The sequence below is a fragment of the Bacillus sp. FSL K6-6540 genome, assembly GCF_038007545.1.
The window spans coordinates 6408650-6423102 of record NZ_JBBOXH010000001.1 but is presented as its reverse complement, the minus strand read 5'-3'; the positions used below and the strand labels follow the sequence as shown (position 1 = coordinate 6423102).

Below are 14453 nucleotides of genomic sequence, written 5' to 3'. Positions count from 1 at the left end.
GGATTCCATGACCAATCCGGTGTATGGACAGCCTTAAATAAGGTGTTCAAAAGGCTCGATATCCTCGTTGCAAAAACGGTGTTTTTACTTCTGAATTTCCAGAAAAAGCGGTTAAAGGGGTTTGACTTTTCCTGAGCTTCCCTTTATCATGAACACACGCTTAGTTTCCGGCATACATATTCCGGAAAGCGGGGGAACCAGTTTCACCAGGGGCGAGTCACTTGGAATTCACGAGTGTAGGGTACCATCTTACCCGAGTCCGTCAGCTAACCTCGTCAGCAGTGGATGGGTCTTGCATACATAATGGATGTTCATACAAAAGGCCCTTTATTCTCTATAGGGGCCTTTTCTCTATTTTTTGACCCCCTGCTGGCGGAGCTATGTCTAGATCCCCTGTTTGGTGGTCTTTTTGCATTCAATTACAGAGGAGGGGTAACGTCTGCAAATGTGGAACGAATTGAATCGATCAGACGGCATTGGGTCAAAGCGTGCAAGGAAGCGGATGAATCATCTTCCCTGAAGCCTCGTCCCATGCACGGGTATCTGAACGTCTATATATCCAAGTTAACACATGTGCTAACACGGATAATTTCGTCATGCCGTTTTTTTAAGAAAGTGAAAAGCTATTACGAAAGGTTGTGGAAGGTTTTGAAGAAAGTGGTTGTGCTGGTGTTGTCCGTGATGATGGTGGTATTGCTCGCGGCTTGCGGCGACAAAGGAAGTACGCTGGATCGAGCCATTGAGCAGGGATATATCACCGTAGGGTTTGCGAACGAGAAGCCGTATGCCTACAAAGAAGCCAATGGGGAGCTCACGGGCGAAGCGGTTGAGATTGCCCGCGTTATTCTGGAGCGTCTTGGCATCAAGGAGATGAGAGGGGAGCTAACGGAATTCGGTTCGCTGGTCGCCGGATTGCAGGCCGATCGGTTTGATCTGATCACGGCAGGCATGTTCATTAATCCGGACCGATGCTCTGCCGTCCTGTTCGCGAACCCGGAGTACAGCATCGGGGAAGCCCTTGCGGTAAAGCAAGGGAATCCGATGGAACTTGGAAGCTATGAGGACATTGCCAAGAATGAGCAGGCCAAGGTGGCCGTCATGACCGGTGCGGTCGAAATCGGCTACATGGAGAAGTCGGGCATTCCTGCGGACCGGATCGTACAGGTCCCTGACCAGGCTTCGGCGATTAGCGCCCTCCAGGCCGATCGGGTGCAGGCGATTACCATGACGGGGCCGTCCCTGCAGGCGATGCTGGATTCAGCCAGCGACGACAGCATCGAACGCGTGGCTGATTTCGAGCAGCCGGTCATCGACGGCGAAAGCGTTCGCGGTTACGGGGCTACGGCTTTCCGCCAAGCGGATACCGAGTTCCAGGAGGCTTATAATGCCGAGCTTGAAAAGATGAAGGAGTCGGGCGAGCTGCTGGAAATTTTGCAAGAGTTCGGGTTCACGGAAGAAGAGCTCCCGGGTGAGATGACAGCGGCTGCGCTCTGCGGGGAATAGTATGCCGAATTCTTGGATCGATTTTCTTCCGACGCTGCTCAAAGGAGCAGAGATCACGATTATCGTCGCGTTCTTTTCAGCCATCCTGGCTATCGCGATGTCCTTTGCAGCCGGATTGTGCCGGCTGTCGAAGCTCTGGATCGTCCGCACGGCGACGGCCGTGTACGTCGAAATCTTTCGGGGAACCTCCTTGCTGGTGCAGCTCTTCTGGTTGTATTTTGCCCTTCCGTTCATCGGCATCGAGCTTCCGAAAATGCTGGCGGCGATTCTCGCGATCGGACTTAACTTCGGCGCATACGGCTCCGAGATTGTTCGCAGCGCGGTGCTGGCCGTTCCGAAAGGACAGTGGGAGGCTGCCGTGGCGCTTAATATGAAGCCTTGGCAGAGGCTGTGGAACGTTATACTACCCCAAGCGTCCCTGCGAATGCTTCCCCCGTTCGGGAATCAACTTGTGGAACTCATCAAATCCACTTCGCTCGTTTATTTCATCACGATGGCGGATTTGACGTATCAGGCGATGGTGCTCCGCAACAATTACATCTCCTGGACGACCGAGATTCTGGTGCTGCTGCTCTTCATGTATTTTGTCATCGCCACGCTCGTCTCGATGGCGGTTCGTCTGCTGGAGCGCAAACTGACCGCGGGGAGGCTGTAGCGGATGTGGGATTGGAAATATGTGTTTGAAATACTGCCGCAGCTTCTGAGCGCATTAAAAATGACGGTATGGGTCACGCTCTGTGCTTTTGTGGTGGCATTGATTATCGGACTGCTGCTTGCCTTTGCCGCGCGGAGCAAATTTAAGCCCTTGTCGCTCATTACCAAAGGAATCATAGAATTTATTCGCAATACCCCTTTGCTGGTACAGGTGTTCTTCCTGTATTACAGCTTGCCGCTGCTGACGGGCATTTCGATTCCGGCCTTCTATGCGGGGGTCATCGGCCTGGGGCTGCATTACAGCACGTATCTGTCGGAGGTGTACCGTTCGGGGATTGAAGGGGTGCCGAAAGGACAGTGGGAAGCCGCAACCGCACTGAACTACACGAAATCCCAGACCTGGCGGAGCATTATACTGCCGCAAGCGGTGCCGCCGATCATCCCGGTGCTGGGCAATTATTTGATTGTCATGTTTAAGGAAACGCCGATTCTATGCGCCATTACGCTGGTCGAGATGATGCTGACGGCCAAAAATATCGTGTCGCAATCATTTCGCGCTTTCGAACCGTACACGCTGGTCGGGATTCTGTTCCTGATCATCAGTTATATCGCGTCGTTGCTGGTGCAAAGGCTGGAGAAGCGTTTGAATCTGCAGCGTGGAAAATAAGGAGGGAGTCTATTGAATGCCGTTGTAATCGATGAGCAGGCTGAAGAGGCGAAGAAGCCGGGGCGGGAAAGAAATCCCGTTACGGGCTCACAGCCGATCGTGAAATATGCGGGCGTGACCAAGTCGTATGGCGACCTGCAGGTGCTGAAGGGCATCGATCTGGAGATGAAGCCGGGAGAAAAGGTGGCCGTGATCGGACCGAGCGGATCTGGCAAAACGACGATGGGCCGGATGCTGATGACGCTGGAGGAGCCGACCGAGGGGACCATCGAGGTCGATGGCGAGCTGCTCTGGCATATGGAGGAGAAGGGCAGGCTGGTCCGGGCAAACGAGAAGCATCTGCATCGGATGCGGTGCAACGTCGGCATGGTCTTCCAGCACTTCAATCTGTTCCCGCACATGAATGTGCTTCGCAACGTGACGGAAGCCCCGCGCAAGGTGCTGGGGTTGTCCAAGGAGGAAGCGGAGGAGCGGGCCGTCTCGATGCTGGGCAAGGTCGGTTTGGCCGATAAGCTGAAGATGCACCCGTCCAATCTGTCGGGAGGCCAGAAGCAGCGCGTCGCCATCGCCAGAGCGCTGGTCATGCGGCCGAAGGTGATGGTGTTTGACGAGGTAACCTCGGCGCTGGATCCTGAGCTGGTCGGCGAGGTGCTGGAGGTGATCCGGGAAATCGCCGAAGAAGGCGAAATGGCCATGATGCTGATTACGCACGAGATGGATTTTGCGAAGGAAATCGCGGACCGGGTCATCTTCGGAGCCGACGGCAAGATCGTTGAGCAAGGAACACCCGAGGAAATATTCGATCATCCGAAGAGCGAGCGGCTGCAGAGCTTTCTGCAGCGGTTCCGCTCGAACGGAAATTAGTGCTGGAAAGAGGTGTTTATGTAGATGGCTGTGGATACCGGAACCGAAGTGGTTTACCGAAGACCGGAGGCGCGGGACGGAACCCGGGTATGGGCGCTCATACGCGATACCGGATCGCTTGATCTGAACTCGCCTTATTGCTACATGCTGTTAGGGGATTACTTCAACGATACCTGCATGATCGCGGAGCATGAAGGAGACATCGTCGGTTTTATCTCCGCTTTCCGTTCTCCGCGCAATCCGGAGACGCTCTTTGTATGGCAGGTGGCGGTTGCAAGCTCGCACCGGAGGCAGGGGATCGCGAAGGCGATGCTTACCGGCCTCATGAACCAGAAGGCCTGTCATGGCGTCCGTTTCATCGAAACGACGGTATCGCCCAGCAATATGGCATCACGCCGACTGTTTCTCGGTTATGCCGAGGAGAAATCCATTCCGAGCACCGTAACGGTGGGTTATGGAGCAGAGATGTTTCCGGATGGTACGACACATGAAGATGAGCCGTTATTCGTGATTGGCCCCTTTTTCAATGACATTTAAACAAATGGAGGGAACTATGGACAACCAAGTCATGGAGAAACCGAAGCTTACCGTGTTTAACAAGCTGGAATCGGAAGTGAGAAGTTATTGCCGGAGCTTTCAGACGGTCTTTGACAAAGCCCGGAATGCCAAGCTGTGGGATACGCAGGGCAATGAATACATTGATTTTTTTGCCGGCGCCGGCGCCTTGAATTACGGGCACAACAATGAGAGGATTCGCGAAAAGCTGGTCGACTACATCCTGCAGGACGGCGTTACGCACAGCCTGGACATGGCTACGGGAGCGAAGGAAACGTTTCTGACCCGCTTTCAGGAGATTATCCTGAAGCCTCGCGGGTGGGATCACAAGGTGATGTTTCCCGGACCGACCGGCACCAATGCCGTGGAGGCCGCGCTCAAAATCGCCAGAAAAGTGACGGGGCGCAGCACCGTTCTGTGCTTTACGAATGCCTTTCACGGCATGTCGCTGGGATCGCTGGCGGTGACCGGCAATGCCTTCAAGCGCCAGGGCGCCGGCGTGGATCTGAGCCACTCGGTATTTATGCCGTATGACGGTTACTTTGGCAGCGACGTGGATACGATGGCATATATGGAGAAGCTTCTGGATGATCCGGGAAGCGGCATTCCGCTGCCGGCAGCGGTCATCGTCGAGGCGGTTCAGGGGGAAGGCGGATTGAACGCCGCCAGCCGCCAATGGCTGCAGAAGCTGGCGCGCATCTGCAAGGATAAGGGGATGCTGCTCATTCTGGACGATATCCAGATGGGCTGCGGCAGAACCGGTTCGTTCTTCAGCTTCGATGATGCGGGCATCGAGCCGGACATCGTGTGTCTCTCGAAATCGATCGGCGGCTTCGGCTTGCCGATGGCCATCACGCTGATCAAGCCGGAGATCGACATCTGGGAGCCGGGAGAGCATAACGGCACCTTCCGGGGCAACAATCTCGGATTCGTTGCCGCTGCCGAAGCGCTGAGTTATTGGAAGACGGAGGATTTTCAGCTCGATATCGGCATTCGCGAACATCGGATTCGCCAATCGCTCGAAGACGTCGTGAGGGATTATCCCCGGCTTAAGGGCGAAATCCGCGGCAGGGGCATGATCCAGGGGGTAGCCTTTGTTAAGCCGGAGCACGCAGGAAGGCTATCCGAAATCGCCTTTGAACAAGGACTGATTATGGAAACGTCAGGACCGCATAGCGAAGTTGCCAAGCTGATGCCGCCCCTGACCATTGAAATGAACACGCTGGCAGAGGGATTGGGGATTTTTGAGAACAGCATGAAACAATTAGCTGCAGAGGAGAGGTTGTCATGATCGTTAAACATTTGGAAGAAATCGTGGATACGAAAGACGACATCGATACAACGACATGGAATTCGAGAAGGCTTCTGTTGACCAAAGACGGCATGGGCTTCTCTCTTAATGATACCCTGATCAAGGCCGGAACAGAAACGCTGATCTGGTACAAAAACCACGTCGAGGCCGTGTACTGCATTGAGGGGGAGGGAGAAATCGAGGTTGTCGGCGGCGAGACCTATCCCATCACCCCTGGCATGATGTATGCGCTGGACGGACACGAGAAGCATTATTTGAGAGCCCGTTCGCAGATGCGGATGGTCTGCGTATTCAATCCGCCGCTAACCGGCGCGGAAGTTCACGATGAGGAAGGAACCTACCCGCTGCTTGCCCCCATTACGGATTAAGGAGATGATATGCGATGAGTAAAAATCATGCGTCGGCCCTTCAGGAAAAAGAAATGGACGTTTACCCTTCCAGAGTGCATGCGGAACCCCGGATCTTAAAAAGGCAGGATCCGGTCGTACATTCGGAGTGGACGCCGGATGCGCCGCTAACACAGGAGCAGTCCGATTTTTACGAGCGCAACGGATATTTATTTCTGGAAGGCTTCTTTGATCGGGAGGAGCTTTCGCGATATCAGGAAGAAGCTCGCAGGCTGCAAATAACGGCACGGGAATCGGAGAAAGATGAAGTGATCCGGGAGCCCGGCGGAGACGAAGTGCGGTCGGTATTTGCGGTGCATGAGAGCCATGAAGTATTCAAGCAGCTCTCCCGGCATCCTAGACTCCTGGCGATCATGGAATACCTCTTGGGAAGCGAGACGTATATCCATCAATCCCGGATTAATTACAAGCCGGGCTTTACGGGCAAGGAGTTCTACTGGCACTCCGATTTCGAAACGTGGCATGTCGAGGACGGCATGCCGCGCATGAGAGCGCTAAGCTGTTCCATTGCCCTGGAGGATAACTATCCTTATAACGGGCCGCTTATGGTGGTGCCCGGATCGCATAAGGAATTCGTCGCCTGCATCGGCCAAACGCCGGAGGATCATTTCAAGGATTCCCTGCGCAAGCAGGAGTACGGCGTTCCGGATCATGACAGCCTGACGCGGATGGTGAAGGAGGGCGGGATCGACACGCCGGTCGGCAAGGCGGGTTCGATCGTGATTTTTGACTGCAACATTATGCACGGCTCGAACAGCAACATCACCCCGATGCCGCGCAGCAATATATTCATGGTCTATAACAGCGTGGAGAACAAGGTCAAGCAGCCGTATTCGGGCCAGAAGCCAAGACCGGAGTATATCGCCACCCGTGATTCTCTATGATCTCGCTGTCGCTGATCGGCTCCATCATCGGCATCAATGTGGTCTATGTCTCGATTTTTTCGCTGCGGCTGATCCTGATGATCAAAGGGAGGAGAGGGATAGCTTCCCTTCTGGCCATGCTGGAGGTATTCGTGTACTTGCTCGGCCTCAATCTCGTCCTGCAAAATCTGGACAATCCCTTTAATATGGCGGCCTACTGCCTGGGCTTTGGCCTGGGCGTGTATGCCGGCAGCCGAATTGAGGAGTATCTGGCACTCGGATACATCGTGGTGCAGGTGATCGTCAATTCCGTTGAGACGAACCTGGCCATGAACCTGCGGGAGAAGGGATACGGCGTGACCGCTTGGGAAGCGGACGGCAAGGATGGCAAGCGGCTGGTGCTTCAAGTGCTCGTGAAACGGAAGAATGAGCGGCGGCTGATGGAGTCACTTTCCAAAATGTCGCCGCAAGCGTTCATTATCTCCCATGAACCGAAAAGCTTCAAAGGCGGCTTCTGGGTACGATTGACGGAAGGTCGCAAATTGTAACAAGCGTATATACGGAATGTAGGATAGAAAGCCTGCTTCGGAACCGGGTTCCTGAAGCAGGCTTTTTGGTTTTTGTCGGGCAGATACCGGCATGGAATTTCAGAGATCCTGGACTTCCGCGGCTGTTCTGAGCGCCATTAGGCGAAGACGGGCTCCGGTTCATTCTGGTACCAAAAAAAAGCGTAATCGGTCATCGCGGAGGAGCTTCCGAGCTGGCGCAGCATGGCGGCAATATTTCCACGATGGTAAGTGCCGTGGTTCACGACATGCAGCATGATCTCGGACAGGCGGGTATCACGGATGCCGGCATAAGGATTATCCAATCGGATCATCCGCTCCAGGTCAGGCTGCTGGCGGAGAAACGCAGCGTATCGATCCGACAATTCGATAAACCGCAGGTTCAGGTCTTCCAGCGAAATCGCTTCAAGCTCTTCCCGAAGCTGGTAGGCCTCAGCCAATGCAGAGCTCATGTCCTTCCCGGATAAAATGTTCATCCAGCCGAGATCCACCGTGTAGATATGAATCAACGCTTCCGATACGGTCGGAAAGATACTCGTGATGGTCCGATTGTACAATTCGCCCGGAAGTTCCAGCAGACGGTTGAATATGGCCTGGTTGGCCCATACATGGTATTCATACATTTTTACAGGATAGTTCATTAAGATCGTCCCCTTTGGCTTCGTGTTATCTTCCTTCTTGGGAACATTGTAAATAAAAAAGTATGACAGCGGACTGTCATACTTTTGCGTACACTTGCAGCATTTTTTCTAATTTGGCTTGCATGCGGATCCTTAAGTCGGCCGGCTCCACAATCTCGATCTCCTCGCCAAAGCTCAGCAGGGTAGACCAGAACCACCAGGAATCCGGATCATTGACCTTGAACGTGAGACGGAGCGAGCCGTCTTCATGAAATTCCCGCTGTACGTCATAGAATTGATCCATCGCTTTGGCCAGGGCCCCGGGGGACACGTGCAGCACGACTTCTACGGCATCGGGCGATGATTCCCAGTTATGCCGTTCGCTCCGCCCATATGGATGTTGCTCTTGAAGCTGAGGTCCGTGCGTGTGCTCCTCGGAATGCTGGCGCATAAAGGGCTCGGCGGAGGGGGACAGCTCCGACATTCTCGAGATCCGGAATTCGCGGTAATCGTTCCTCGTTCTGCAGAAGCCGTACAAGTACCAGGATCCGAATTTATACATAAGTCGCAGGGGCTCGACTTTTCGATAAATGCGTTCATTCTTGGCGCTTATGTATTGAAAGGAGATCACATGCCTGTCCGTAATGGCCCGGCGAAGAAGACGAAGGATTTCGTTATACGACCGCCAGCTCCCGATATCCATGGACAATCCCTGCGAAGCGGAGTTGGCGGAACGGTCAATGGTCTGCAGGCGCTGAATCGTATCCAGGGCCCGTTCATCCTCGAACACCGTAGACATGCTGTGCAGGATGGTGATCAGGGCGCTGACATCGTAGGAACCGAGCAGGCTTTTATCCATCTTGTATTGCTCCATAATGCCGTATCCGCCGTTGACCCCTTGATAGGATACGACCGGAATGCCGGCGGCGCAGATGGCATCGATGTCGCGGTAGATGGTTCGCTGGGACACGTTATATTTCTCTGCCAAGGCTGACGCGGACAGAATCTCATTGTTCAGCAGCATGTAAATCATGGATATGAGCCGCTCCAGTTTCATCGGTACACTCTCCTATCATAATTGGATCTATTCTCCAATGATTCCGTATTATATCATAGGTTTACAGGAGGGAGAGGATTTACGGATGGGCCGGAACATGAAAAGGCTACTATTATTAGGGTTGATCGTATTATCGGTTGCGGGAATGTCCGCTTGCGGCGGCTCGGGCTTTTCGGAGAACGAACGGGAGCAGATCGTGAACCAGGTCGAGAAGCTGGAGACGGCGGAATATAAGCTGCTGCATTTTCAAATGGATTATCCGGAATATTTGGCCGAGGTGGGCGGGATTGTCAGTGAGTCTTACATGCAGGCTATGAGCGACCGGATTATTTTCGGATATAACGAGAAGGAATATCGTGCAAGCGACATGATGGAGATGTCCGCCGAAGAGTACGAGAAGCATAAGGAGCATATGCGGGGGCTGGTCAAGTCTTTGGGAATGAACGAAGAGAAGGCCTCGATTCGCATTTCGGGCCCTTATGAGAGTGATCAAAGTGGGGAGGTGTTTGTATATGCATCGGAATCCAGGGAACTGAAAGGAAAAACGCTGACTCAAATGAACCGCAGGTATTCCCTGGATAAAACGGAGGGTTCCTGGGTCATCACCGCCGTAGAACAGGATAAGGTCACAATCGGCAGCGATGAGACGGAGATGGACGCCGAAGCGAAGCTGGATGCACTGAAATACCGGACGCATGAGGGAGTGGACGTACAATACCGGGATAAAATCCTCACGTTTGAGGGATGGGAATAAACGGGGATCAAATGGGTGGCGGAGTCCCGGCGGCTCCGGTTCCATTCCGTTCGATTTTGCCGTACAATATAAGCGAGTTCTATAATAGAAGGAGTGTGAGCCTCATGGCCCGTACCAAAACGCAAAAAGCGCTCCGCAAAGCGGAACGCGCCGGCATATGGTCAGCCGTCTCGATGAGAAAGACCAACGAGGATTATGGCGCGCTGTCACAGCATGTGAGAGTGAAGCCGACGAAACAGGAACAATTGAATAAGGTCAAACATCGAAAGCGGATCGGAGACGATGGCGCTTTTTTTGTTGGTTTCGGAGGATGTGATATAGTACGCTAGAGAGGTTAGTTCAGGATGGAGGTTTATGATGGCAAAGCAAAAATATTACGTAGTCTGGGTAGGCAAAGTACCCGGAATTTATACAAGCTGGGGCGAATGCCAGCAGCAGGTGAACCAATTTACAGGTGCGAAATTCAAGGCGTTCGAATCCCGAAGCGAAGCGGAACAGGCCTATGCGGCAGGGTATAAAAATTACTGGGGGCAGTCCGGAAGCGGATCTAGCAGCTCGGGCTCCAAGAGCAAGAGCTTTAAGCGCAGCAGCTCCGCGGCCGAGGATCCGGGGGAGATTGATTATGACAGCATCTCCGTGGATGTGGGAACGCGGGGAAACCCGGGACCGGTGGAATATAAAGGCGTGGATACGCAGACGGGGGATATTCTGTTCTCGTGCGGGCCGATCCAGAAGGGAACGAACAATCTCGGCGAGTTCCTGGCGATCGTCCATGCGCTGGCTTATTTGAAGAAAATCGGCAGCACCAAAACGGTGTACAGCGATTCCATGAATGCGCTCAAATGGCTGAAGCAGAAGAAGGTGGTCTCCACGCTGCCGCGCGACGCGTCAACCAAAGAGATATGGGATCTGGTGGACCGGGCCGAGCACTGGCTTCGAACCAATACATACGAGAACAAGGTGCTGAAATGGCAAACGAAGAGCTGGGGAGAGATTAAGGCAGACTACGGGCGCAAATAAAGAATCATCCTGTCATGAAATATGCGAAAAAATCCAAATCCCCGGATGTGGATAATTGCATTCTATAAAAGCGGATGGAGTCAGCATAACTGTGCATAACCTAGTCATAATTTCGTTTATACACAGAGTTATGAACATCATCCCCATTCATTCAGCGCAAGCTGCATTTTGCTCCCTGATTCCAGGGGAGTTATCCAGCGTTTGTGAACAAATGTGGAGAAGTGCAAGGATAACTCGCCGTTAAATCGCGGGAGGCGGCGGGTTATCCCCAAGGAAGGAGGGGCGCCGGAACGTTCGCTATGACTTATCCACGATACGCCAACCATGCTGCCGGACGCTGGCCCCCGGTCCCCCGCCTTATTCCTTGTCGCGAACCTGCTTATAGTATTGGTTCGGCGACATGCCGACGTATTTTTTGAATACCTTGCTGAAATAAAAGGGATCATCCAGGCCTGTCAGATATCCGATCTCCCCGAAGCTGAGATGGGTGGCCTCGATTAACTCTTTGGCATGATTGATCCGGACCTGATTCACGTATCGCATGATCGTATGGCCCGTGAGCTTGGCAAACACCCGATTGATATAGTCATAGTTGCATTCGAAGCGCTGTTCGATATCCGAGCTGATGATTTTCTCGGCATAATGTTCGTGGATGTAGTCGAGCAGCGCATGCACTTTCATATAGGACTTGGTTTGCGGGCTGTTCTTCTCCAGTTCATCGAACAGGCTTTCGCGGGACAGCTCGATCAGCATTTCCATGAATTTGAGCGCGGTCAAACTGCGGTTAAAGTGCTTTCTTCTGTAAAGCTGCAGCATTTCACTGAGGGCATGGTACATGTGATGAAGACTTTTTCTCTGGGTTAACGTGCAGGTCTTCGGAAAGTACAGCGGCCTGCCGTCATCCTTGCCTGCCGGCTGATTCTCGCTCATGATCCACTGCTTGGCCAGCAGGGACAAGGGACGTTCGGGCGCCTGCCGAATATCGGGATGCTCAAAATGAATATAGTAGTAGTCGCAGGGATGCTTCTGGGTTCCCTCATGGTCCAGATGCGGCTCAAGCACCAGCATGTCGCCTTTTCGGAGCACATGGGATTCGCCGTTCTCCCGCATATGAAGCTCGCCGCTCTTCACGAAATACAGAATATGCTCGTGGGTGTTCCGTTTGAAATGAATCCAGGGGTTCTTATAGGAGACGAAGCCCATCAGTTTGATTCTAGGCACATAGTCAGCGTTCATCGATAGCACGAGTTCCACCCTCTCTCCTTAAAAAACGCGAAGTCGTTTTTGTACAAAAAGAGTAACTTTCACACATTCCCGTTCATTGTAACACAGCCTATACTTGGGATGAATGTATAAGAGGTCTTTGGATTTCAATTTAAAGGAGGCCGCCATCCTTGGCTAATATCAATGTAACGGTATGGAACGAATACCGGCACGAAAGACATAATGAACAGATCGCTAAGATTTACCCTGAAGGCATTCACCGGACGATTGCCGATTTTCTGGGAAAGGATGCACAGTTCGTCGTACGCACCGCCGTGCTGGATGATCCGGAACACGGGTTGACGGACGACGTGCTCGCTTCAACGGACGTTCTGATCTGGTGGGGGCATGTGGCGCATAGTGAAGTACGGGATGATATCGTGGAAAAAGTGCGCCAGCGCGTATTGGACGGCATGGGGATCATCGTGCTGCATTCCGGCCACGGCTCGAAGATTTTCCAGCGCCTTCTCGGCACGAATACCGGCGCGCTGAAATGGCGCGACGACGGCGAGAAGGAACGGTTGTGGGTCATCGATCCCGGCCATCCGATCGTCAGCGGGCTCGGTGAGTATATCGAGATTCCGCAGGAGGAAATGTACGGGGAGCGTTTTGAGATTCCGGCGCCGGATGAGCTGGTGTTTGTCTCCTGGTTCGAAGGCGGCGAGGTGTTCCGCAGCGGCTGCTGCTACAAGCGCGGACGCGGCAAGCTCTTCTATTTCAGACCGGGTCATGAAGCGTTCCCTACCTATCACCAGCCTGAAATTCAGCAGGTGATTGCCAATGCCGTGGCTTGGGCGGCACCGATTCAAGGTGCGAAGGCGTCCTATGGCCGGGTATCTCCGCTCGAATACGTACAGCCGGTATAGGCTCTAAGCTTTTGATGAATTCGTGGGAAGTTTACCTTCATAACGAAGCAGCGTGTCCTGACGGCTGCTTCGTTTTTTATTTGCGTGCAAATTTGGTCAGCGCTTATTTGGCGATCGAGCCCGATACCTGAGTTAACATCAAGTTGCCGGAAGGAATCGTGCTTTCTTCGCGATTTGACGTGTTAGGACCTGTCGCAACAGATGGTGGTTGCACCTTACGGGCTCTTTAGCTATCCTTAGCTAAAGAGTCGTTTATTCGTAAGAGGTGAGCAGATGGCACGGGAACGGAAATTTTCAACGCAGTTATTGTTTCAAACGGGGAAGGACCTGCTGCTGCGGCATGGATATGAAGGGTTCACGTTCGGCATGCTGGCGGACCGGTTGAAGGTAGCCAGGGGAACGATTTATAAATACTACGAGAATAAAGAAGAATTTATTATGGACTATATGGTATATGAAATGCGTCGATTTTTGAAGGATCTGGGGGATTTTGAGAAATCTGAGGGCTTTGAGAAGCAACTAAGGGAACTGCTGAACATCATCCATAAACATAGCAACATCCACCAGATACTTGGTATGAATCAACAGATACCGGCCGAAGCGGGCGATAAGGTCAGATCGAATAAAGAACTGCTGGAGAAACTCCATATGGAGATGTATGGACGATTTCAGGGTTTTATTAAGCAGGGGCGGGACGAAGATCTGCTGAATCCCGGGCTTCCGGATCAGTTGGTCCTGGGGATGATATTCCAAACGATCAATATCCCCAATCATGAGGGCCTCCCCAAAACAGAGTGGTTGGATGCTATTCAGCTGATGATTTGTCACGGAATCTACAAAAATAATTAATTGACACTTGTGTCACTTTGCGGGATACTGTCCATGTGACACAAGGAAGCATGATTTCCATGACGCTCATAAAAGTGACACTTATGTCATATTGGAGTCATTGTCTTCAACGCGGGAATAGAAGCAATTCTATCTCCAAAGTGACACATGTGTCACTTGCAGCTAAATACCACTACTCGATGAAAGTGAGGGTTTCCTAATGTATGAGCTTTCTTATTTTATCCACATTGCAGGAATTATTTTGTGGATAGGGGCTTTTTTTAGCTTTGGTTTACTGTTGACAGGCATGATCAAGAAGGGGGACGCACTTCGAACGGGCGATCAAATCCGCAAAATCGTTAACCGGGTCATTCTTCCCAGCTCCATTATGATTGTACTCAGCGGATCTTACATGATCAGTCAATTTGAAAGGGGCAATCTTCCGTTCTACTTGTCTTTGATGGAGATGGCAGGTTCGATGATTGTGCTGCTCAGCATTATCGTCCTCAGCGTGTTGAGCCGCAAAATATCTAAAGCCGTTAATGTTGACAAAAAGTCTTCGTTACTTGGGTATTATCGGACAACGATTATCAGTTCGGCTGTACTCGCCCTCGGGGTCGTTCTGATTACGGCCCTCAGATTGATGTGAAGGAG

General features: G+C 52.4%; 18 protein-coding genes and 1 riboswitch. Of the genes, 15 read left to right on the top strand and 3 right to left on the bottom strand.

Annotated elements, in window-relative coordinates:
- Positions 1-147: 147 nt before the first annotated feature.
- Positions 148-294, top strand: a riboswitch (cyclic di-AMP (ydaO/yuaA leader).
- Positions 295-648: 354 nt separating this feature from the next.
- From ehuB to MHH82_RS28915, 9 genes are read left to right on the top strand one after another with little or no spacing between them, the layout of a single operon-like run.
- On the top strand, positions 649-1503 hold the full coding sequence (ehuB, locus tag MHH82_RS28955; protein ID WP_085981253.1) for an ectoine/hydroxyectoine ABC transporter substrate-binding protein EhuB: 855 nt from the start codon (positions 649-651) through the stop codon (positions 1501-1503).
- 1 nt (position 1504) lies between these two features.
- Positions 1505-2158, top strand: coding sequence for an ectoine/hydroxyectoine ABC transporter permease subunit EhuC (gene ehuC, locus MHH82_RS28950; RefSeq protein WP_015737576.1), 654 nt, complete (start codon positions 1505-1507; stop codon positions 2156-2158).
- Between the two features lie 3 nt (positions 2159-2161).
- Positions 2162-2824, top strand: coding sequence for an ectoine/hydroxyectoine ABC transporter permease subunit EhuD (gene ehuD / locus MHH82_RS28945; RefSeq protein WP_009589563.1), 663 nt, complete (start codon positions 2162-2164; stop codon positions 2822-2824).
- 12 nt (positions 2825-2836) lie between these two features.
- Positions 2837-3688, top strand: coding sequence for an ectoine/hydroxyectoine ABC transporter ATP-binding protein EhuA (gene ehuA / locus MHH82_RS28940; protein WP_340969032.1), 852 nt, complete (start codon positions 2837-2839; stop codon positions 3686-3688).
- A 24-nt stretch (positions 3689-3712) separates the two neighbouring features.
- Positions 3713-4225: a diaminobutyrate acetyltransferase gene (gene ectA, locus MHH82_RS28935; protein WP_145041046.1), complete on the top strand. Its 513-nt coding sequence runs from the start codon at positions 3713-3715 to the stop codon at positions 4223-4225.
- Between the two features lie 16 nt (positions 4226-4241).
- On the top strand, positions 4242-5534 hold the full coding sequence (gene ectB / locus MHH82_RS28930; protein ID WP_340969026.1) for a diaminobutyrate--2-oxoglutarate transaminase: 1293 nt from the start codon (positions 4242-4244) through the stop codon (positions 5532-5534).
- Positions 5531-5923 carry an ectoine synthase gene (locus MHH82_RS28925; protein ID WP_009589551.1) on the top strand — a complete coding sequence of 131 codons (393 nt, stop codon included), beginning with the start codon at positions 5531-5533 and terminating at the stop codon, positions 5921-5923. Before ectB ends, MHH82_RS28925 begins: the two co-directional genes overlap by 4 nt.
- A 14-nt stretch (positions 5924-5937) precedes the next feature.
- A complete protein-coding gene (gene thpD / locus MHH82_RS28920; RefSeq protein WP_340969025.1) occupies positions 5938-6846 on the top strand; it encodes an ectoine hydroxylase in 909 nt (302 codons plus the stop codon).
- Entirely contained in the window at positions 6843-7373 is a 531-nt protein-coding gene (locus MHH82_RS28915; RefSeq protein WP_015737571.1) for a DUF2179 domain-containing protein, read from the top strand. Before thpD ends, MHH82_RS28915 begins: the two co-directional genes overlap by 4 nt.
- Before the next feature lie 137 nt (positions 7374-7510).
- Here the strand turns inward: MHH82_RS28915 and MHH82_RS28910 are convergent, their stop codons facing one another.
- Complete coding sequence (locus MHH82_RS28910; protein WP_036663754.1) at positions 7511-8032, bottom strand: DinB family protein; 522 nt, start codon at positions 8030-8032, stop codon at positions 7511-7513.
- A 76-nt stretch (positions 8033-8108) separates the two neighbouring features.
- Positions 8109-9068, bottom strand: coding sequence for a helix-turn-helix transcriptional regulator (locus tag MHH82_RS28905; protein WP_340969024.1), 960 nt, complete (start codon positions 9066-9068; stop codon positions 8109-8111).
- 97 nt (positions 9069-9165) lie between these two features.
- Here MHH82_RS28905 and MHH82_RS28900 point away from each other — a divergent pair, with 97 nt between their 5' ends.
- The 3 genes from MHH82_RS28900 (at position 9166) to rnhA (ending at position 10842) form a co-directional block, all read left to right on the top strand.
- On the top strand, positions 9166-9822 hold the full coding sequence (locus tag MHH82_RS28900; protein WP_340969022.1) for a hypothetical protein: 657 nt from the start codon (positions 9166-9168) through the stop codon (positions 9820-9822).
- A gap of 104 nt (positions 9823-9926) precedes the next feature.
- The gene (locus MHH82_RS28895) at positions 9927-10151 is read left to right on the top strand and encodes a hypothetical protein (protein ID WP_036663762.1); all 225 of its coding nucleotides are present in this window, start codon (positions 9927-9929) and stop codon (positions 10149-10151) included.
- Between the two features lie 28 nt (positions 10152-10179).
- A complete protein-coding gene (gene rnhA / locus MHH82_RS28890) occupies positions 10180-10842 on the top strand; it encodes a ribonuclease H (protein ID WP_340970186.1) in 663 nt (220 codons plus the stop codon).
- Positions 10843-11199: 357 nt separating this feature from the next.
- Here rnhA and MHH82_RS28885 read toward each other — a convergent pair whose 3' ends face one another.
- Positions 11200-12087 carry an AraC family transcriptional regulator gene (locus MHH82_RS28885; RefSeq protein ID WP_340970184.1) on the bottom strand — a complete coding sequence of 296 codons (888 nt, stop codon included), beginning with the start codon at positions 12085-12087 and terminating at the stop codon, positions 11200-11202.
- Positions 12088-12236: 149 nt separating this feature from the next.
- On the opposite strand from MHH82_RS28885, the gene MHH82_RS28880 reads away from it, so the two are divergent.
- The 3 genes from MHH82_RS28880 to MHH82_RS28870 all read left to right on the top strand — a co-directional run bounded on the left by MHH82_RS28880 (position 12237) and on the right by MHH82_RS28870 (position 14448).
- The gene (locus MHH82_RS28880) at positions 12237-12971 is read left to right on the top strand and encodes a ThuA domain-containing protein (protein WP_015737565.1); all 735 of its coding nucleotides are present in this window, start codon (positions 12237-12239) and stop codon (positions 12969-12971) included.
- Positions 12972-13244: 273 nt separating this feature from the next.
- Positions 13245-13820 (top strand): TetR/AcrR family transcriptional regulator, encoded by a 576-nt coding sequence (locus tag MHH82_RS28875; RefSeq protein ID WP_015737564.1) that lies wholly within the window; start codon positions 13245-13247, stop codon positions 13818-13820.
- A gap of 199 nt (positions 13821-14019) precedes the next feature.
- Positions 14020-14448: a hypothetical protein gene (locus MHH82_RS28870; protein ID WP_015737563.1), complete on the top strand. Its 429-nt coding sequence runs from the start codon at positions 14020-14022 to the stop codon at positions 14446-14448.
- Positions 14449-14453 lie beyond the last annotated feature (5 nt).